Annotated in this window: 20 protein-coding genes; 9 read left to right on the top strand and 11 right to left on the bottom strand. The window is 54.7% G+C overall.

All coding sequences use genetic code 11. From position 1 onward, the window contains the following. Positions 1-8 precede the first annotated feature (8 nt). Together clpX and TA5113_RS07345 are read right to left on the bottom strand one after the other, a co-directional pair. Entirely contained in the window at positions 9-1,274 is a 1,266-nt protein-coding gene (clpX, locus tag TA5113_RS07350; RefSeq protein ID WP_058315678.1) for an ATP-dependent Clp protease ATP-binding subunit ClpX, read from the bottom strand. 167 nt (positions 1,275-1,441) lie between these two features. Then, a complete protein-coding gene (locus TA5113_RS07345) occupies positions 1,442-2,068 on the bottom strand; it encodes an ATP-dependent Clp protease proteolytic subunit (protein WP_058315677.1) in 627 nt (208 codons plus the stop codon). 211 nt (positions 2,069-2,279) lie between these two features. Between TA5113_RS07345 and TA5113_RS07340 the strand changes: the two genes are divergently transcribed. Beyond that, positions 2,280-2,942 carry a DNA-3-methyladenine glycosylase I gene (locus tag TA5113_RS07340; RefSeq protein WP_058315676.1) on the top strand — a complete coding sequence of 221 codons (663 nt, stop codon included), beginning with the start codon at positions 2,280-2,282 and terminating at the stop codon, positions 2,940-2,942. 23 nt (positions 2,943-2,965) lie between these two features. Next, entirely contained in the window at positions 2,966-3,412 is a 447-nt protein-coding gene (locus tag TA5113_RS07335; protein WP_058315675.1) for a DMT family transporter, read from the top strand. A gap of 3 nt (positions 3,413-3,415) precedes the next feature. On the opposite strand, the gene TA5113_RS07330 is transcribed toward TA5113_RS07335, so the two are convergent. The 6 genes from TA5113_RS07330 to TA5113_RS07305 form a co-directional block, all read right to left on the bottom strand. Continuing rightward, positions 3,416-3,817, bottom strand: coding sequence for a c-type cytochrome (locus TA5113_RS07330; protein ID WP_058315835.1), 402 nt, complete (start codon positions 3,815-3,817; stop codon positions 3,416-3,418). A gap of 76 nt (positions 3,818-3,893) precedes the next feature. Further along, positions 3,894-4,574 carry an ABC transporter ATP-binding protein gene (locus TA5113_RS07325; RefSeq protein WP_058315674.1) on the bottom strand — a complete coding sequence of 227 codons (681 nt, stop codon included), beginning with the start codon at positions 4,572-4,574 and terminating at the stop codon, positions 3,894-3,896. Then, complete coding sequence (locus TA5113_RS07320) at positions 4,567-5,850, bottom strand: lipoprotein-releasing ABC transporter permease subunit (RefSeq protein WP_058315673.1); 1,284 nt, start codon at positions 5,848-5,850, stop codon at positions 4,567-4,569. Before TA5113_RS07320 ends, TA5113_RS07325 begins: the two co-directional genes overlap by 8 nt. Before the next feature lie 51 nt (positions 5,851-5,901). Further along, positions 5,902-6,411, bottom strand: a complete 510-nt coding sequence (locus TA5113_RS07315) for a DUF2937 family protein (RefSeq protein ID WP_058315672.1) — start codon at positions 6,409-6,411, stop codon at positions 5,902-5,904. A 147-nt stretch (positions 6,412-6,558) separates the two neighbouring features. Further along, the gene (gene proS, locus TA5113_RS07310) at positions 6,559-7,911 is read right to left on the bottom strand and encodes a proline--tRNA ligase (RefSeq protein ID WP_058315671.1); all 1,353 of its coding nucleotides are present in this window, start codon (positions 7,909-7,911) and stop codon (positions 6,559-6,561) included. Between the two features lie 132 nt (positions 7,912-8,043). Next, positions 8,044-8,418, bottom strand: coding sequence for a nuclear transport factor 2 family protein (locus tag TA5113_RS07305; RefSeq protein WP_058315670.1), 375 nt, complete (start codon positions 8,416-8,418; stop codon positions 8,044-8,046). A gap of 133 nt (positions 8,419-8,551) precedes the next feature. On the opposite strand from TA5113_RS07305, the gene ftrA reads away from it, so the two are divergent. The 7 genes from ftrA (at position 8,552) to TA5113_RS07270 (ending at position 16,422) form a co-directional block, all read left to right on the top strand. After that, complete coding sequence (gene ftrA / locus TA5113_RS07300; protein WP_082625910.1) at positions 8,552-9,604, top strand: transcriptional regulator FtrA; 1,053 nt, start codon at positions 8,552-8,554, stop codon at positions 9,602-9,604. Positions 9,605-9,686: 82 nt separating this feature from the next. Next, complete coding sequence (locus tag TA5113_RS07295) at positions 9,687-10,016, top strand: DUF1330 domain-containing protein (protein ID WP_058316661.1); 330 nt, start codon at positions 9,687-9,689, stop codon at positions 10,014-10,016. 147 nt (positions 10,017-10,163) lie between these two features. Beyond that, positions 10,164-10,676 (top strand): fasciclin domain-containing protein, encoded by a 513-nt coding sequence (locus tag TA5113_RS07290; RefSeq protein ID WP_058315668.1) that lies wholly within the window; start codon positions 10,164-10,166, stop codon positions 10,674-10,676. A gap of 88 nt (positions 10,677-10,764) precedes the next feature. Then, positions 10,765-11,844, top strand: a complete 1,080-nt coding sequence (locus TA5113_RS07285; RefSeq protein WP_058315667.1) for an AI-2E family transporter — start codon at positions 10,765-10,767, stop codon at positions 11,842-11,844. A 1-nt stretch (position 11,845) separates the two neighbouring features. Beyond that, a complete protein-coding gene (locus tag TA5113_RS07280) occupies positions 11,846-12,520 on the top strand; it encodes a P-loop NTPase family protein (protein ID WP_058315666.1) in 675 nt (224 codons plus the stop codon). 100 nt (positions 12,521-12,620) lie between these two features. Continuing rightward, a complete protein-coding gene (locus TA5113_RS07275) occupies positions 12,621-14,792 on the top strand; it encodes an RNA degradosome polyphosphate kinase (protein WP_058315665.1) in 2,172 nt (723 codons plus the stop codon). A gap of 91 nt (positions 14,793-14,883) precedes the next feature. Next, positions 14,884-16,422, top strand: coding sequence for a Ppx/GppA family phosphatase (locus TA5113_RS07270; protein ID WP_058315664.1), 1,539 nt, complete (start codon positions 14,884-14,886; stop codon positions 16,420-16,422). Here the strand turns inward: TA5113_RS07270 and TA5113_RS07265 are convergent. From TA5113_RS07265 to TA5113_RS07255, 3 genes are read right to left on the bottom strand one after another with little or no spacing between them, the layout of a single operon-like run. Then, positions 16,419-16,775: a hypothetical protein gene (locus TA5113_RS07265; RefSeq protein WP_370736433.1), complete on the bottom strand. Its 357-nt coding sequence runs from the start codon at positions 16,773-16,775 to the stop codon at positions 16,419-16,421. The two genes, TA5113_RS07270 and TA5113_RS07265, sit on opposite strands and share 4 nt — an antisense overlap. Positions 16,776-16,805: 30 nt before the next feature. After that, the gene (locus TA5113_RS07260; RefSeq protein ID WP_058315833.1) at positions 16,806-17,810 is read right to left on the bottom strand and encodes an endonuclease/exonuclease/phosphatase family protein; all 1,005 of its coding nucleotides are present in this window, start codon (positions 17,808-17,810) and stop codon (positions 16,806-16,808) included. Next, positions 17,810-18,490: a molecular chaperone DjiA gene (locus TA5113_RS07255; protein ID WP_058315663.1), complete on the bottom strand. Its 681-nt coding sequence runs from the start codon at positions 18,488-18,490 to the stop codon at positions 17,810-17,812. The genes TA5113_RS07260 and TA5113_RS07255 overlap by 1 nt, the downstream gene beginning before the upstream one ends. Positions 18,491-18,528 lie beyond the last annotated feature (38 nt).

Here is an 18,528-nt window from a genome sequence, read left to right as displayed (position 1 = left end):
CTGTTGGCTTAGCCTGCTGAGGCCGGCTCTTTTTCCGCATCCGCATGGATCATCAGCGGCGCGGCATCCGAGGTCACCGCCTCTTCATTCACAACCACCTCAGTGACGCTGTCCATCCCCGGCAGGTCAAACATTGTATCCAGCAGAATGTCTTCCAAGATTGACCGCAGACCACGGGCACCGGTTTTGCGCTCGATCGCGCGGCGCGCAATGGCTTGCAGCGCGTCATCAGTAAAGGTCAGGTCAGTGTCTTCCAGCTCAAACAGACGCTGATATTGTTTGACCAGCGCGTTCTTTGGCTTGGTCAGAATGGTGACAAGCGCATCTTCGTCCAGATCTTCCAGCGTTGCCAGAACCGGCAAACGACCAACGAATTCCGGGATCAGACCGAATTTCAACAGATCTTCTGGTTCCAGATCTTGGAATATCTCTCCAATGCCACGCTCGTCATCAGCGCGTACATCTGCACCAAAGCCCATGGCAGAGCCTTTGCCACGCTGGGCAATGATGCGGTCCAGACCCGCAAATGCGCCGCCGCAGATGAAGAGGATATTTGTGGTGTCCACCTGCAGGAATTCCTGCTGCGGGTGCTTACGGCCCCCTTGCGGAGGAACAGAAGCCACGGTGCCTTCCATCAGCTTCAAGAGCGCCTGCTGCACACCCTCCCCCGATACATCACGGGTAATGGATGGGTTTTCAGACTTACGGGTGATCTTGTCGACTTCGTCGATATAAACGATGCCGCGTTGGGCGCGTTCAACGTTATATTCAGACGCTTGAAGCAGTTTCAGAATGATGTTTTCAACATCTTCGCCAACGTAACCGGCTTCGGTCAACGTGGTTGCATCCGCCATTGTGAACGGTACGTCCAGAATGCGCGCAAGGGTTTGCGCCAGGAGCGTTTTACCGCAACCGGTTGGCCCCATCAGAAGGATATTGGACTTTTGCAGTTCAATATCACCAGCCTTCTGAGCATGGTTCAAACGTTTGTAATGGTTGTGCACAGCAACGGACAGAACACGTTTTGCAACCGCTTGACCGATCACATAGTCATCCAGCACTTCGCAAATCTCTTTTGGTGTTGGCACACCGTCAGAAGATTTCAGCCCGGTTGACTTTGTTTCTTCGCGAATGATGTCCATGCAAAGTTCGACACATTCGTCACAGATAAACACCGTTGGGCCTGCAATAAGCTTGCGGACCTCGTGTTGGCTTTTGCCGCAGAAGCTGCAGTAAAGGGTGTTCTTGCTGTCACCGCCGGAATTTGATGCCATAGTCTACCTTTCAGGCCCCATAATCTTCACGAGTGGACGCTTCTGCATCGCGCTGTCTTCGTGTTTCGCCCAGCTTAGGGCAGCGCTTTCGCGCATACAATCTCAAATTGACCCGCCGCACCTACTCAAACGGATAACGCCGGGTCTTTGTTTACTTTCCGAGCGGATTACTCCGCTTCGTCGTCACCCACACGGCTCTCAACGATCTGGTCAATCAAGCCCCATTCTTTTGCATCTTCCGGGGACATGAAGTTATCGCGCTCTAACGCGGCTTCGACTTCTTTGTAAGACTGACCGGTGTGTTTGACGTAAATCTCGTTCAAACGACGCTTCAGTTTTTGCGTGTATTCCGCGTGGATCATGATGTCGGTCGCCTGACCTTGATACCCGCCCGATGGCTGATGCACCATGATCGACGAATTCGGCAGGCTGAAGCGCATGTCTTTTTCGCCTGCGGTCAGCAGAAGTGACCCCATAGACGCGGCCTGACCAATCACCAAAGTGGACACCTTTGGCTTGATGTACTGCATGGTGTCGTAAATCGACAGACCCGCGGTCACAACGCCGCCTGGGCTGTTGATATACATAGAGATTTCTTTGGTCGGGTTTTCTGCCTCAAGGTGCAGAAGCTGTGCCACGATCAAGCTGGACATGCCGTCATGCACAGGACCGTTCAGGAAAATGATGCGCTCTTTCAACAGGCGCGAGAAGATATCATAGGCCCGTTCACCACGGCTGGTCTGCTCAACCACCATCGGAACGAGGTTCATATAGGTCTCAATCGGATCTTTCATAATCGCCTGCCTCTTGCTGTGTCGCACGATAATCATTTGTGTCTGCAAGAGTCTTAGTATCGCCTTGAGGGAGCTGCAAGGGCACCTTTGAAATTGACGTGAAGCTTGCGCGAATATCCCTGCCCGCTTGTGCAAAAATGCATGCAGGTTTGGCTTTTAAAACAAAGACCCCCGTGGGTATGCTTGCCAGGAAACGGCTTTGGAGACGACCATGCGTGACTTTGATGACATCTTCGCGATTGCGGCGGAACGCAAAGGCGGGGTGGATGCATTGGAAGCCCAATTACCCAGCCCGCTTTCAGCTGCCGAGATCGCCGCCATCCCCGAAGACCGCTGGCTTGCGCAATTTACCAAGTCCATTTTTCAAGCCGGTTTCAATTGGAAAGTCATTGAGAACAAATGGCCCGGATTTGAAGAAGCCTTTGATGGCTTTGACGTCAACCGATGTGCGTTTTTGAATGATGAAGAATTCGACGCGCTGCTCAGCAACAAAGCCGTGGTGCGCAACGGAATGAAACTGCGCACGGTCATCGACAATGCAATCTTTATCCAAGAGCTGCGCGATGATGGGGGCATTGGCAAAGTCGTTGCAGACTGGCCCGCGACAGATTTCATCGGGTTGCTAGAGCTTTTGAAGAAGCGCGCCGCACGCATGGGCGGCATGAGCGCGCCCTACAGTCTGCGCTTCATGGGCGTAGACAGCTTTATTCTGTCTCAGGACGTCACGGCGCGTTTGATCGCTGAAGGCGTGATTGATAAGCCTGCCACATCAAAAACGGCAATGCGCGCGGTTCAGGGGGCTTTCAACGAATGGATGGAACAATCCGGCCGTGGCCTGACCCAGATCAGCCGCGTTCTGGCGATGAGTGTGTAACCTTTTAAAAGAAAGCGATTATCATGTCCCAAACGTCGATATACGCACTGGTCATGCTGGTTGCCGGGATTGGCATTCCAATTCTTGCAGCTCTAAACGCTGGGCTTGGAAAAAGCCTTGGTTCACCGATTTCCGCAAGTGTGGTGCTTTTTTGCGTTGCTCTTTTGTCTGCAAGCATTGTTTTGGTGGTTTCCGGCGAAATTCCGAAATTGAACGGGGTATCGCTTGCACCGAAACACTTTTTGTTCGCGGGCGTGCTGATCGCCTTTTATGTCCTATCCATCACCTTCGTGGCACCAAAATTTGGCGTCGGAAACGCTGTTTTTTTTGTGCTGATTGGTCAAATGATTTCAGCCGCCGCCATCGACCATTTTGGCCTTTTCGGTGCACAGATTTCACCACTTTCATTGACCCGTGCGGCGGGTATCGGCCTTATGGCTTGCGGCGTTTGGCTGACCCAGCAAGCTTAAAAGCTATTTCTGATGAGCTTTCAGGTAGTCCACCAACGCCACCACCGGCGCGCTTGTGGCAATGGGCTGTCCCGCATCTGATTTGATAATCACGTCCTCACCCTCAAAGAAATCGCCATAAACCGGCATGGGCGAGCCATGTGACACTAAGGGATCGCGCCCATCAATGCGCTGGATCACCTGAAAAAGCGGAAAGGCGCCATCGTTATTGCGCGACAGCCTTGTCAGATCTTTGGGTTTAACAATCATGACACCGGCCATCACGCCTTTGCCGTCAAGCGAAACGCCATGGCAAGCAGCACAATTGTTCAGGTAGATCTCTTCGCCGGGCAGAGCATCATCCTGCGCTAAACCCGTAGTGGCCGCAATCGCCGCAGCCAGAGTTAGTATCCTTCGTGATGTCATGTCGGCTCCTCCTGTCATTGCAACTTCAGTTTGCCATGACAAGGAAACCCAGACCTTGCGCGGGATCAAATTGCGGTTAATCCGCTACAAGCACGCCATCTTCCAGCCGCAGGACTCGATCCATGCGGGAGGCCAGTTCTAAATTATGGGTGGCAATCAAAGCTGACATGCCGGTGCCACGCACCAAAGCCATCAACGCATCAAACACCTGATCAGACGTACCCGGATCAAGGTTACCGGTGGGTTCATCCGCCAACAGCAGTTTGGGCGCGTTTGCCAGCGCACGACAGAAGGCGACCCGTTGCTGCTCGCCACCAGACAGCTCCGCAGGCCGGTGGGATGCGCGGCTTTCAACACCGACTGAGGCCAGCAACTCCATCGCACGAGTTTCCGCATCCCCGCGCGACACCCCGTTGGCGCGTTGCGGCAATGTGATGTTCTCAAGCGCGGTGAACTCGGGCAGCAAATGGTGGAATTGATAGACAAAGCCCACATCTTGGCGCCGCGTGATGGTGCGGCGGCGGTCGGATTTCCCGCTCAACGGCTGTCCTGCAATTTCAACGTCCCCGCTATCCGCCACATCCAGCAAACCCGCAATATGCAAAAGCGTCGACTTGCCCGACCCTGACGGTGCCACAAGCGCAACCACTTCGCCCTCACCCAAAGTCAGATCACATCCCCTCAATACAGCCACTTCACTGGGCAATCCCGCATTGTAGGTTTTGGTGACACCTTCGAGTTTCAAAACATCACTCATAACGCAGCGCCTCCACCGGGTTCATGCGCGCCGCGCGGCGGGCTGGGAAAATCGTAACGATGAAAGACAGCCCCAGGGACAGGCTAACGGCCTTGATGACATCCTCTAGCCGCAGCTCGGCGGGCAATTGGTAAATGCCGCGCACAGCCGGGTCCCAGACCCCGCCGCCAGCGATGAAATTCACAAACGAGAATATCTGATCAATGTAGATCGCAAAGAGACAGCCTAAGACGACACCAAGCGCCGTGCCAATCACTCCGGTGAAAGCGCCGCAGATAAAGAACACACGTAAGACAGATCCTTCGGTCAGCCCCATCGTGCGCAGGATACCGATGTCCTTGCCTTTGTTTTTAACAAGCATAATCAGACCGCTGACAATATTCATGGCCGCAATCAACACGAGGATCGACAGGATGATGAACATCACATTGTCCTCAATCTCAAGCGCGCGCAGGAACCCACCGGAGCTGTCACGCCAAGTCCAAACCAAAGACCGTTCGCCCGCTGCTCTGATCAGATCAAGCGCCAACAGATCGACCTCTTCAGGATCTTCTACCATGACCTCAATCTCGCTGGCTTTGCCTTCAAGGTTGAAATAGCTCTGCGCCTCGGTGAAGGGCAGATAGACCCGCGTGCGGTCAATGTCATAGCGACCGGCCGTGAATACATAGACCACCTCATAGGATTTGACCCGAGGACTGGTGCCAAAGGCGGTCTTTACCCCATTTGGGGAAATCAGCTTGATCTTGTCTCCAACCGTAGCGCCAAGCTCGCGCGCCACACCCGATCCAATGGCGACCCCTTCATTGAACCGTTCAATATCGCCGTCCGCTGTCTCCGGTCGTGCAACTCGCGGGATGGTTTTCAGGTTTTCAAGCGTAATCCCAAAGACTTCTACTCCGGCATTGCGCTGGCGCTGGTTCGCCATGACTTGACCCTTGACCAAAGGCGCCGCGCGCGTCACTCCGTCGACACCGCGCAGGCGCGCTGCCATCTCTTCATAGTCGTGAATGGTGCGATCCAACTTGCCGCGTTCGGTCACTTCAGCGCTTTGATAGACGGTCACATGGGCGTTTGATCCAAGGATCGTATCGACGAACTCTGTCCGAAAACCAGACCGCACCGCCAAAGTCGCAATCAGCGCAAACACTGCCAGTGTGATCCCAACAAGAGAGATCCATGTCATCACACTCACGCCGCCCTCGGCGCGACGGGCGCGCAGGTATCGCCAGGCAATCATCCATTCAAATCGTGAAAAAGGCGCGGGTTGGGCCATTTATCTGCTCTCAATTATTTGCGCGCACCGTAAGCAGCGCGCCCAATACGGTCAAGCCGACCCCTCGGCTGCTTTCCGCCGCCGAAAGGGCAAGCGCAAGAGCGATAAAACAAAGGAAACCAAAGCACTACCGGACAGAAGTCCCCCGATGGCAAAGATTGCGCCTTCAAAAGTCACGGGAACTGCAGGCTTGAAATCTGCCAAGGCCGCTTGAGCAATTTCGCGATCATTAAACTGCGCCACATTATAGACCCGCGAAAACGGCCCAGCGCTTTCAAGCGTATTTTGCGCCGCGCGCAACCGTTCATATCGGTTGATGGTCTTCGACATGGTCTCAGCCCGTGCCGCGCCAAGCTCCCCACCCGCAGCAAGTTGAGTCAACGCCTCTTCGCGCCCAAGCCCGACAGACGCCGCATCCGCATCAAACTCGGCAACAAATCCCTGCAGCTCATCCACAGCCCCGCCAAGGCGTTGCGCATATTGCTGAGAAAACTCCGGAAACTGCGACAGGCCCACCGCCCCGCTGAAACCGCCTGCCAACACCAAGATGCGTGAAATCATGCCCTACTCTCTTCTTCTTTGCACAAATACTCCCGCCAGAGGCATCCCAAAGCAAGCCCCATGCGCAAAGCATTGAAACTTAGGCGGTAAACAGCAAAAAAGGCGGACCAAAGCCCGCCTTTCAAAATTCGATATGGGGTGAAAGCCTTACAGACCGCTCACACGGTGATTGGCATAAATCTCTGCAACTTTTTTCACCGCCTCTTCTGGGGACAGCTCTTCGCTCTCACCGGTCCGGCGCGATGTCAGTTCGACAACACCATTCTTGAGCCCCCGCGGGCCAACGGTAATACGCCAAGGCAGACCAATCAGATCCATGGTCGCGAATTTACCACCGGCGCGTTCTTTGCGGTCATCATAAAGCGGCTCAAGGCCCAGCGCTTCAAAGCTCTTCTCCAGAGCTTCACAAGCTGCATCCGCTTCCTCATCCCCTTGCTTCAGGTTCACGATACCAACATGGAATGGCGTGACGCCCTCAGGCCAGATGATGCCTTTATCGTCATGGCTTGCTTCAATGATCGCGCCCAGCAGACGGGACACACCAATACCGTGGCTCCCCATATGCACAGGAACATTCGCCCCATCCGGAGTTTGAACTGTTGCGCCCATTGCTTCGGAATATTGCGTGCCGAAATAGAAGATCTGACCGACCTCGATACCACGGGCCGTGCGACGGCGCTCTTCAGGCACATCGGTAAAGGCCGCCTCATCATGGGTCTCATCCGTACGGGCGTAGCGAGAGGTGAACTCTTCAAGAACGGCCTGACACTCTTCTACAGAGTCATAGTCAATCGCGCGATCGCCAAATTTTAGATCGGTGATCTCGCTGTCATAGAAGACCTCGGACTCGCCGGTCTCTGCCAAAACGAGGAACTCGTGAGTATAGTCGCCACCAATCGGGCCAGAATCCGCACGCATTGGGATCGCTTGCAGGCCCATCCGCTCATAGGTGCGCAGATAGCTGACCAAGTGACGGTTATAGGCGTGTAGCGCGTCTTCTTTGGTGAGATCAAAGTTATAGCCGTCTTTCATAAAGAACTCGCGGCCCCGCATCACACCGAAACGTGGACGCACCTCATCACGGAACTTCCACTGGATTTGGTAAAGGGTCAGCGGCAGGTCTTTGTAAGACTTCACATGGCTGCGGAACACATCTGTGAACATTTCTTCCGCTGTTGGGCTGAAGAGCATATCGCGCTCGTGGCGGTCTTTCATACGCAGCATCTCTGCACCATAGCCGTCATAACGACCACTCTCACGCCAAAGGTCCGCCGATTGCAGCGTTGGCATCAGCATCGGCACATGCCCGGCGCGCACCTGTTCTTCGTGTACGATGTTTTCCAGCTTGCGCAGCACCTTGAAACCCAGCGGCAACCAGGAATAAATCCCGGCGCTGGACTGTTTGATCATACCGGCGCGCAGCATATAGCGGTGGCTGACAATTTGGGCCTCTGAAGGGGTTTCCTTCAGCACAGGCAGGAAATAACGGGACAGGCGCATGCTCGCTCCAAAGTCTGAATTCAAGTTATGTCCCGTTTAGGCGCTTGTCCCCATACAGGCAAGCATCGTTGACGCAATGTGGGAGAAGAGAAACAGTTTCGCGCCTCTCCTCCCCTCCATACAAGTATTCGCTTAATCAATCACCCGCTCTAGGTGCCAGATCTTGGACACGATCTGCCAACCGTTCTCGCCGTTCACAAAGCCGAGGTGATCCACAAAGACGTTCTTATGCGCACGGATACGGATTTTGACCGTTGCACTGAGCGGAGACAGGTAATCAATCATCAGGATCTCGGCCTCCATGGCCTGCCCGACACTGGCTGGTGACACGCGCCCTGCCACATCTTCACTAAAGCTATCGATCGGTTCGACAAAGATGCTGCCATTATCTGCGTCAAACAGGCTGGAGGCTGGATGAAAGACCGTATTCAGCTTTTCGACATCGCAATCATGGATCGCGTCAAAATACATTTCGATGGCGGCGGTTAGATCGGTCATTTGGGCCATGGGTCAGTCTCCTGTTCAAAATCTCTGAAACAGACTTGCCATGATTGCCAAAACAGCGATATTGGCAGAACTGACATAGTTCGGTCAATTCCTGCCAATCGCGAAAATCAAATGTGAAATGTGAATTTTGCCAATGAACACCATGACAACCCTTCAGCGCACCGCCTCTGATGCACCTTTGGTCTGTGTCTTGGCCTATGACGGGCTTTGCACGTTCGAGTTCGGGATTGCGGTCGAACTCTTTGCCCTTCCCCGTCCGGAGTTTGAACAGTGGTACAGTTTCGCGACAGTCTCTGCTGATCCGGGGCCGATCCGGGCCACCGGCGGAATTGTCATTGAAGCAGAGCACGACCTAGCAAAGCTGCGCAATGCGAGCCTGATCGTGGTTCCCGGCTGGCGCGGCGCTGAAACGCCTGTTCCTGCAGAACTTTGTGAGGCGCTTCAAGCGGCTCATAAGAATGGCGCACGTATTGCCTCTATCTGTTCGGGTGTATTCGTACTTGCAGCTGCGGGGCTGCTAAATGGCAAGTCAGCGACGACCCATTGGCGCTATACAGATACGTTAGCTGCAATGTATCCAGAGATCACCGTGAACCCGGATGTCTTATTCGTCGAGGGCGACGGCATTTACACCTCTGCAGGTTCCGCTGCGGGGCTTGACCTTGGGCTTCACATTATTCGGCAAGACTATGGGGCAGCAGCCGCGGCAACGGTCGCACGGCGTTTGGTGCTTCCGGCGCAACGGGATGGCGGACAACGCCAATTCATTCCGCGTCCTGAACCCAAAGCCCGGATTGGTGCAGGCCTATCGGCGTTACAAGACCAAGTACGCGCACACTTGAACGAAGACTGGCCCTTGGCGCGCATGGCGCAGACAGCCGGAACAAGCGAGCGCACTCTTGCAAGGCGTTTTCACGAAGAGCTGGGCAATACACCGCTGAATTGGCTCAAGAGCGAGCGCGTGGCCCGCGCTGCGGAACTCTTAGATGGAAGTAACACATCCCTCGCAGACATATGCGACATCTGCGGGTTTGGATCCTTAGAAAGCTTTAGGCGGGATTTTCGCAAAACAATGGGGATCGCCCCAATAAAATACAGAGAAAGACTTGGTTCGTCCGGCGAGTTGTTCATCCGTCAAAACCTCGGTGAGCTTTCGAATGGGGACTTGTCTCAAAAGGATAGCTAGCGAAATCGTCGGTCGAACCCCATTGCCACCGTGCGTCCATCGCTCTAGGTGAAGAAGAGAAGCGCGAAAGAAGGAGCAAACTATGTCCGTCACTGTGGTAGCCATGGTAACTCTTAATGATGATGAGCCTATGGCGCTCGCAGAGTATTTCCGTGTCACAGGTCCGCTCATGGAACGCGCTGGCGCCGTCATAACAAAAACTTTCGACATTAACGAAGTTGTGGTTGGCCATCGCCCAGCCAAGAAGGTGTTTATTGTCGAATACCCAAGCCGCGCTGCCGTCGACATGGTTTTCAAGAGCCCCGAATACGAAGCGGTCAAACCCACTCGTGACATAGCATTTAGCGAATACAGTGTGACTGTGGCGGCAGACAATGAAGCCGCAGCGGCGGACGTCGCATCTGTTGATTGATACCTAAAACAACGACTTAACGCGCCACAAAATTATTTTTTGATCCAATCTGATCGAGATGGCGTATCTCTTTACAGTTGCACCTAGGGAATGAACTCAGCTCCTTGAGTTCGGGGATTGGGTGCGGCGTTCAGAGAGGAAATCACTATGTTCGCAAAGAAACTTGCGGCCACCATCGTGGCCGCCACCATTGGCTCGTCCGCAGTTGCATCCAACACTATCGTTGATATCGCCGTGGGCGATGATCGCTTCTCCACACTTGTCGCAGCAGTCAGCGCTGCCGGTCTGGTTGAAACTCTGCAAGGTCCGGGCCCATTCACCGTCTACGCGCCCCTCAACGACGCGTTTGCTGCTCTGCCTGAAGGGACCGTCGACACCCTGCTCAAGCCAGAGAACAAGGGCGACCTGACAAATGTGCTGCTCTACCACGTAGATGACCGCAACCTCACGGCTGGCATGATCCCAAGCGGCTCTAACTATTTCAAGCCCGTGCTGGCGTCCGAGCGCCTGTGCATCACCAAAGATGGCGGCGGTGTATCCATCGCTGATGGTACCGGTGAAATGGCGAACGTTATTATCGCAGATATCAAAGCCGACAATGGCGTGATCCACGTGATCGACAAGGTTCTGCTGCCGGGTAAGCGCCCTGATTGCCACTAAGAGCAAGAACAAGATTGTTTTGACGCACTCTTGAAACATCTGATGCCATGGGCGATGTCTAAGCAAAGAAGTTTGCAGGGACACGCGCATGGCATTGCCAGTTCAAGAACAGGTCAAATACTGGGGTATCTCCTCCGCGGTTTTCTTAGTGGCCCTGTGGTTCTTAGGAGATGTCATTCTTCCCTTCGCAATGGGCGCTGCAATTGCCTATTTCCTTGATCCAGTCGCAGATCGTTTGGAAACCATGGGGTTCTCTCGCGCAGCGGCGACCACCGTTATTACATTGGTCGCGCTCTTACTCTTTGTAATCATGATTTTGGCGGTTGTGCCCACTTTGGTATCACAAGCCACCAACCTGATCCAGATTGCGCCTGATCTGGCGCGGGATCTGCAAGCGTTCCTGAACCAACGTTTCCCGCAGCTCTTTGTGCCCGATAGCGCGGCACATCAGGCGTTGCTGGCCATTGGCGAACAAGTCCAGACCCGCGGCGGCGCGCTGTTGCAGACTGCGCTCACATCCGCCGCATCCTTGCTCAATGTTGTCATGCTGGTGGTCATCGTCCCTGTAGTCGCATTCTACCTATTGCTCGACTGGGACAATATGATCGCCAAGATCAATGGCCTCCTGCCGCTCGATCATGCGCCTATCATCCGTGAGCTCGCAGGTCAGGTTGACCAAACCCTCGCCAGCTTTGTGCGCGGCATGGGCACGGTTTGTCTCATCCTTGGTACCTACTATGCCATCGCGCTGATGCTCGTCGGCCTGCAATTCGGTCTCGTGGTCGGCTTCGTGGCCGGACTTATTACCTTTATCCCTTATGTCGGAGCGCTTGTGGGCGGCGCATTGGCGATTGGACTGGGCCTCTTCCAGTTCTGGGGCGATTGGGTATCCTTAGGTCTTGTTGCAGGTATCTTCGGGTTGGGCCAAGTCATAGAAGGCAATGTGCTGACACCAAAACTTGTTGGCCACTCCGTCGGGCTACACCCGGTTTGGCTGATCTTTGCGCTGTCAGTTTTTGGCACCTTGTTTGGGTTTGTCGGCATGTTGATCGCCGTTCCTGTGGCCGCCGCCATCGGCGTGCTTGTGCGTTACGGCGCTGACCAATACAAACTATCCCGGCTTTACACGGGGATCGCCGGAAAAGCCGCGAAAGACAGCGACGACTAATATGGCAGAACAGCTTAGCCTCGACCTCCCAGTGCGCCCCGCTCTGGGCCGAGATGATTTCTTCGTTTCCGACGCCAATGCCATGGCCGTGGCTTTGGTTGAAAACTGGCCGAATTGGAGCAGCGGCAAATTGGTTATCACCGGACCAGCAGGCAGCGGCAAAACGCATTTGGTGCATGTGTGGGCAAATCAAAGCGGTGGTGCGATCTTGGACGCAACCGACTTGGAGAGCGCCGACATCCCGTCACTTGCATCGGGCCCTGTCGCGGTTGAGAATGTTCAAGCGATTGCTGAGAACGGGCCAGCGCAAGACGCATTGTTTCACCTGCACAACCTCACGCTTGCAGAAGGCAACACGCTGTTGCTTACCGGCACGCAGGATCCAAAACACTGGGGCCTTACTCTGCCCGACCTAAAAAGCCGCATGCAAGGCACTATGACCGCGACCCTGTCAGACCCCGACGACATGCTGCTATCCGTGCTACTGGCGAAACTATTCAATGACCGACAACTGGTGCCGACGCCCGACACGATCCCATTCTTGGTCAAACAAATCGACCGTAGTTATGCGGCGGCTCGCGCGCTTGTCGAAGACCTTGACCGGGCATCGCTTTCTGAGAAAAAGCCCATTACACGCGCATTCGCCAGCCGCTTTCTCCGCAAACAGACATCGTAAAAAACGATTTAATCCGGCTGACTTAAGCCATCTGGACATCCCAGCCCCTCTCGTTAGTATTGTCATCTTCCCGTTACCGGCCATTGGCATACCCCTCTTTATGACTCACGCAGACTTTCTGAAATCCGACTTCCCCAACCCAGTAGACATGCCTGAACTGGACCTCACCGGTCCATCGCGGTTCTTTAATCGCGAGCTGAGCTGGCTCAGCTTCAACTGGCGGGTCTTAGAAGAAGCTGAGAATACGGCTGTGCCTTTGCTGGAGCGGTTGCGCTTTCTGTCGATTTCAGCGGCGAACTTGGACGAGTTCTACACGGTGCGTGTGGCCGGTTTGCGAGAGTTGCATCGTGAAGGTAACACGACGCCCGGCCAAGACGGTCTCACTCCGCAAGAACAACTGGCGTTGATTGACCAAGACGCGCGCAATTTGATGCAATCCCAGCAAAGCATTTTCTTGGCTCTGCGCGCTGAGCTTGGCGAAAACAACATTGCCCTTCTTGGCCACAAGGATGTCACGAAGGACGACAAGTCCTTCCTCGAAGCCTTCTTTTTGAACAAAGTGTTCCCGGTCCTGTCTCCATTGGCGATCGACCCGGCGCACCCGTTCCCGTTTATTCCGAATTTGGGCTACTCGCTTGCGCTGGAACTGGAGCGCAAGAAGAACAAGCGTGTCTTGCAAGCGCTGCTGCCAATTCCGCAACAGATCGACAGGTTTGTGCAACTGCCAAGTGACGGCGACCAACTACGGTTCCTGCCGCTGGAAGACCTGCTGCTATTGCATCTGGACAGCCTATTCCCCGGCTACAAAGCCAAAGGCCATTGTACCTTCCGCGTCTTGCGCGACAGTGATCTTGAAGTGGAAGAAGAAGCCGAGGACTTGGTGCGCGAGTTTGAAGTCGCCCTGAAACGCCGTCGCCGCGGTGAAGTGGTGCGCATGAAAATGTCCGCCAACGCGCCGAAGTCGTTGCAATCATTGATCATGGACGAGCTGCACGTCACAGAGCAGGAAGTGGTTGAGATCGAAGGCATGATCGGCATCGCAGACCTGAAAGAACTGGTCTTGGATGAGCGCCCAGACCTTCTGTGGCCATCCTTTACCCCACGGGTGCCAGAACGCGTTCAGGACCACGGCGGCGATATGTTTGCTGCGATCAAACAAAAAGACATGCTTCTGCATCACCCTTATGAGACGTTTGACATGGTGGTGCGTTTCCTGACACAGGCAGCACGCGACCCTAACGTTGTGGCGATCAAGCAGACGCTTTACCGGACCTCCAATCACTCCCCTATCGTGGAAGCGCTTTGTGAAGCCGCGGAAGACGGCAAATCGGTGACCGCTCTTGTTGAACTGAAAGCGCGCTTTGATGAGGCCGCCAACATTCGTCAGTCCCGCCGACTCGAACGCGCCGGCGCTCATGTGGTGTATGGGTTCACCGATTGGAAAACCCACGCAAAGGTTTCGACCGTCGTGCGCCGAGAAGGAGACCGGCTGGTCACTTACACCCACTACGGCACCGGAAACTATCACCCGATTACCGCGAAGATTTATACTGACCTCAGCTTCTTCACCTGTGATGACGCGCTGGGTCGCGATGCGACCAAGGTCTTTAACTACCTCTCAGGCTATGTACAGCCGGACAGTTTGGAAAACCTCGCCATCTCACCGCACTCTTTGAAGTCGACATTGATTAAGAAGATCCAAGCGGAAGCGGAACACGCGAAAGCTGGACGTCCTGCGGAAATCTGGGCGAAGATGAACTCGTTGATCGAACCAGAAGTCATTGATGCGCTTTATGCTGCGTCACAAGCGGGCGTAAAGATCAGCCTGGTTGTGCGCGGGATTTGTGGATTGCGACCTGGTATCAAAGGCTTGTCCGAGAATATTCGCGTGAAATCCATCGTTGGGCGTTTCCTTGAACACAGCCGGATTGCCTGTTTCGGCAATGGCCACGGGCTGCCCTCAAAACAGGCTGAGGTCTTTATTTCGTCGGCCGACTGGATGGGACGCAACCTCAATCGTCGCGTGGAAACTTTGGTCGAAGTGAAAAACCCCACCGTGAAAGCGCAGATTGTCAGCCAGGTGATGGCCGCCAACCTTGCGGATGTGGCCCAAAGCTGGGTGATGAATGCGGACGGCAGTTTTGACCGCCAGCCGGTGCCCGAAGGACAATTCGCCTTTAACTGCCACCGGTTCTTCATGGAAAACCCGTCGCTCTCAGGTCGAGGATCTGCTGGCGCAGCGGATGTACCAAAACTAACCCACACAAACTGACCAATACCAAAGCCCGCAATCACCGCATTGACGCAGCTAAAGCCCTGACGCATCTTACAAAAACGTCACAAAGGTCGAGACGGGGTGATTCATGGACGGAACCGGTGAGTCCACACAGGATTGGGGGGTCTTTGGCCGCCCTATCTTTGAAGATGCCGCAGCGCGCAAACTCTCTCGTGTGGGGGTGGTCGATGTTGGCTCAAACTCAGTCCGCCTTGTTGTGTTTGATGGCGCGGCGCGTAGCCCTGCCTATTTCTATAATGAAAAGATCATGTGTTCCCTTGGTGCGGGTCTTTCTGACACGGGCAAACTGAATCCTGAAGGCCGCGAACGCGCCCTTAACGCCTTGAAACGTTTCCAAGAAATTGCATCCAATATCTGTGATGACCCGCTGACTGCTGTGGCAACCGCCGCCGTGCGCGAGGCAGAGGACGGACCAGAGTTCTGCGCCGATGTACTGCGTGAAACCGGCCTGAACATCCATGTCATCGATGGTGAAGAAGAAGCGCGTCTTTCGGCACAGGGCGTCCTGCTCGGCTGGCCCGGTTCTTATGGTTTGGTCTGCGATATTGGCGGCTCCTCCATGGAACTCGCCGAAATGAGCCATGGTAAAATTGGCAAACGCGTAACCTCCGCTCTTGGTCCCCTGAAACTGCGCGATGTGGCTGGCGGCGCTGAGGGCCGCGCGGCCTATATTCGCGAAACGCTAGATCAGCTCAAAGAGAAGATGGGCGAGCAAGAAGACCGTTTGTTCCTTGTCGGTGGCTCTTGGCGCGCCATTGCCCGCATTGATATGGAGCGCCGCAACTACCCCCTACGGGTTCTACATGAATATCGCATGAGCGCCGAAGACATCCGCAAAACGGCCGCCTATATTCAAGCCTTTGATCCAGAAGAGCTGCGCCAACGCTGTGGTGTATCCTCGCTGCGTATGTCGCTAATTCCGATGGCGATTGAGGTGCTGATCGGCGTTTGTGAACGCTTTGATCCCCACGACATCGCCATTTCGTCTTACGGGATCCGCGAAGGCATGCTGTATGAGCAGATGTCAGACAAGCTGCGCGATCGGGATCCGCTAATCGAAGCCTGCCGCTTTGCTGAAAGCAAGGACGCGCGCTTGCCGGGATTTGGCAAATCCCTGTTTGATTTTGTGCGCCCCCTCTTTCCAGATGCAGGCCGTGCGCGTTTGCGCATTATCAAAGCCGCCTGCTTGCTGCATGACGTCAGTTGGCGCGCGCATCCTGATTACCGCGCAGAAACCTGTTTTGACTACGCAACCCGCGCCAATCTGGGGGGCTTGGGGCATGATGAACGCGTTGCACTGGGTCTTGCTTTGCTGCACCGCTACCGGAACAAACGCGAAGGCACTCGGTTTGAAGAGCTGATTTCGCTGCTGTCTGACGAAGAAATCCAACAGGCCGAGATTCTGGGCAAAGCCATGCGGTTCGGCGCAATGCTTTGGATGAAGAAAAACGCAGAGACCGGTCAGTTCGACTACGATCCGGACAAAGGAGCGTTGAAACTCACCCTGCCTGCTTCTGCCGCTTCGCTTTACGGAGAAGTCGCCGCGGCGCGGCTGAAGTCATTGGCTGATGCGATGGGCGCTGACCTTGAGGTGATCAGCCTTTAAAGGTCGACGACACCCTCATCATCCGCCTCGGCCTCGGTATCAGGCTTTCTCCGAATAATGATATCGCCATTGGGGAGCATTTCCGGGCGCTCATAAACGCTCCAGTCTTCCACCTCTTCCAACAGTTCGCCAAGTGCTGGCCCCATGCTAGAGAAGAATTCAAGAAGCTCTGGGCCCATATCCTCGGTCAGCGTTTTGAGGTCTTCAATCGCTGGCTCCATCTGCTCCGTCAGCCCCTTAAAGAAAAGCTCGGCACCCTGCTGCATCAGGGACTTTCCGTCTTCTTCCTCAGCAGCAATGGCCGGGGTTGCAAGACTGAGGGACAGGCAAAAAATAAATCTCTTCATGGACATGATCTGGGTCCTTCAAAGGCCAGTTTCAATTCAAATATCGATATCCATTGTAACAGGAAAATGGTCCGAAGCGGTCAAAAGCGCCTCTCGCAGCTCTGGTAGGCGGTAACATGCGTGGTCTTCAAATGGGTGCCAGATACGCCATTTCGGCCCGAAAGCCCTAAGATCAGCAGACACCATGATGTAGTCCAAAAGTGCCTGTAAGTATCTGTTTTCTTTTTCAATAAAGAACCGAGATGTCGTTGGCTGCGCTCCCAGTCTCCGGCCTAAAGCGGCCCGTGCATGGGGGTCGTGCAGGCAATCCTCGCCCTGCTCTCCCAGGATAATCTCGACCGATGAACGCCCAAACAGATCCTCATATTCATCCAGCCCCGGACCATCATTGAGGTCGCCTGCAAGGATCAGAGATTCCCCATTTTTCAGATGCTGTACAACCCGTCGACGCAGCCAAATGGCCTGAGCCAATTGTTTGCGACGGTTGGCGATGGAAATACGCATGACGTCATCGCGGTTGCGAGCGCCATGGGGGGCCTTGGACTTCAGATGTGCACCAATAAAGCGAAGGTCACGCCCCGCCTTTGTGGTTAAGGCAAGTTCAAGCGGCGGTTTTGAAAAAACCACCGCATCCGCGCGTTCATCTACGTCGAGGTCAATCTGAAACTGCTGGTCAAATCGCGGGGCGTCCAAGCTGCTGACTGCATCATGTCGCGCGGTCAGGACGTCTGGGTCATAAAGCAAGGCCAATTCTTGCTGTGTGTCGTTTGAGAAGCCGATCACAGCCTCTCTTGCACGCAAACCAAAGCCTTTCGCAAAATTCTCAAGCGCAGGGACCGTCGCGCGTTTGCTGTTCTGGTCCGGCGCTTCCACCACCAAAATCGCATCCGCGTCTAAGGCCGTGAACACAATCCCCAGCGCCTCGACCTGTTGGCGCTTTGTCACGTCATGGCGCGCGGACCAACTGTCATCCAGAACCAATTGATTTTCTTCATCAAAGAGGTTCGTAAACCATTCCACATTATACGTGGCGATGCGCATCATGCAGCCTTGCCGCTGATGGTTTCCCAAGCGCGATTGACGTCGATCATCTTCTTTTCTGCGATCTTAATGGCTTCTTCTGGCAGCCCCCGCGCGATCATGGCATCAGGATGCGTCTCGCGTACCAATTGCCGCCAAGCCTTGCGCGCCTCCTCTTCAGAGGCGCTTGGGTCAATACCAAGTACCGTAAATGGATCTGGCTCCGCATCCGGCACAAAACGCGTCTTGATCGCTTGGTATTTGGCCGGATCCATTTCAAAAATCTCGGCCACACGGTCTAGGAAAACATCCTCATTCGGATGAAACTCCCCATCGGCCATAGCGATGTGAAAAAGCCCCTCCATAAGATCACAGAAGCAAGCGTGATCCTCGGAAAAAAGCCCACGAATGCGTTGAGCGTATTCTTCAAAGCCAGCCGCATCCTGACGGGCGAGATTAAACACCCGGGCAGCCCCAGCCTCATCCTGCGGCGCAATATGGAACACCTCGCGAAAGGCTGTCACCTCGTCACGCGTCACGAGCCCATCGGCTTTGGCCATCTTCGCGCCCAGAGCAATCACCGCGATGGTGAAGGCCACAGAGCGTTCCGGTGGCGTGCGCAGGCGCTCGAACACCTCGCTCAGGCTTTCGCCATTGGCGAGGGCAGAAATCGCCTCAGTAATTTGGGTCCAAATGCTCATGGGGCCAACCTAAGTACTCTCGCTCAGAAATTCATCGC

The organism is Cognatishimia activa (genome assembly GCF_001458335.1).
Taxonomy (GTDB): domain Bacteria; phylum Pseudomonadota; class Alphaproteobacteria; order Rhodobacterales; family Rhodobacteraceae; genus Cognatishimia; species Cognatishimia activa.
Note: the sequence above shows the minus strand (reverse complement) of the source record. Positions and strands in the feature narration are given on the sequence as shown.

Coding starts and splice junctions, on each gene's coding strand:
- clpX (WP_058315678.1), bottom strand. CDS start 1,274: ATGGCATCAAATTCCGGCGGTGACAGCAAGAACACCCTTTACTGCAGC.
- TA5113_RS07345 (WP_058315677.1), bottom strand. CDS start 2,068: ATGAAAGATCCGATTGAGACCTATATGAACCTCGTTCCGATGGTGGTT.
- TA5113_RS07340 (WP_058315676.1), top strand. CDS start 2,280: ATGCGTGACTTTGATGACATCTTCGCGATTGCGGCGGAACGCAAAGGC.
- TA5113_RS07335 (WP_058315675.1), top strand. CDS start 2,966: ATGTCCCAAACGTCGATATACGCACTGGTCATGCTGGTTGCCGGGATT.
- TA5113_RS07330 (WP_058315835.1), bottom strand. CDS start 3,817: ATGACATCACGAAGGATACTAACTCTGGCTGCGGCGATTGCGGCCACT.
- TA5113_RS07325 (WP_058315674.1), bottom strand. CDS start 4,574: ATGAGTGATGTTTTGAAACTCGAAGGTGTCACCAAAACCTACAATGCG.
- TA5113_RS07320 (WP_058315673.1), bottom strand. CDS start 5,850: ATGGCCCAACCCGCGCCTTTTTCACGATTTGAATGGATGATTGCCTGG.
- TA5113_RS07315 (WP_058315672.1), bottom strand. CDS start 6,411: ATGATTTCACGCATCTTGGTGTTGGCAGGCGGTTTCAGCGGGGCGGTG.
- proS (WP_058315671.1), bottom strand. CDS start 7,911: ATGCGCCTGTCCCGTTATTTCCTGCCTGTGCTGAAGGAAACCCCTTCA.
- TA5113_RS07305 (WP_058315670.1), bottom strand. CDS start 8,418: ATGGCCCAAATGACCGATCTAACCGCCGCCATCGAAATGTATTTTGAC.
- ftrA (WP_082625910.1), top strand. CDS start 8,552: ATGAACACCATGACAACCCTTCAGCGCACCGCCTCTGATGCACCTTTG.
- TA5113_RS07295 (WP_058316661.1), top strand. CDS start 9,687: ATGTCCGTCACTGTGGTAGCCATGGTAACTCTTAATGATGATGAGCCT.
- TA5113_RS07290 (WP_058315668.1), top strand. CDS start 10,164: ATGTTCGCAAAGAAACTTGCGGCCACCATCGTGGCCGCCACCATTGGC.
- TA5113_RS07285 (WP_058315667.1), top strand. CDS start 10,765: ATGGCATTGCCAGTTCAAGAACAGGTCAAATACTGGGGTATCTCCTCC.
- TA5113_RS07280 (WP_058315666.1), top strand. CDS start 11,846: ATGGCAGAACAGCTTAGCCTCGACCTCCCAGTGCGCCCCGCTCTGGGC.
- TA5113_RS07275 (WP_058315665.1), top strand. CDS start 12,621: ATGACTCACGCAGACTTTCTGAAATCCGACTTCCCCAACCCAGTAGAC.
- TA5113_RS07270 (WP_058315664.1), top strand. CDS start 14,884: ATGGACGGAACCGGTGAGTCCACACAGGATTGGGGGGTCTTTGGCCGC.
- TA5113_RS07265 (WP_370736433.1), bottom strand. CDS start 16,775: ATGTCCATGAAGAGATTTATTTTTTGCCTGTCCCTCAGTCTTGCAACC.
- TA5113_RS07260 (WP_058315833.1), bottom strand. CDS start 17,810: ATGCGCATCGCCACGTATAATGTGGAATGGTTTACGAACCTCTTTGAT.
- TA5113_RS07255 (WP_058315663.1), bottom strand. CDS start 18,490: ATGAGCATTTGGACCCAAATTACTGAGGCGATTTCTGCCCTCGCCAAT.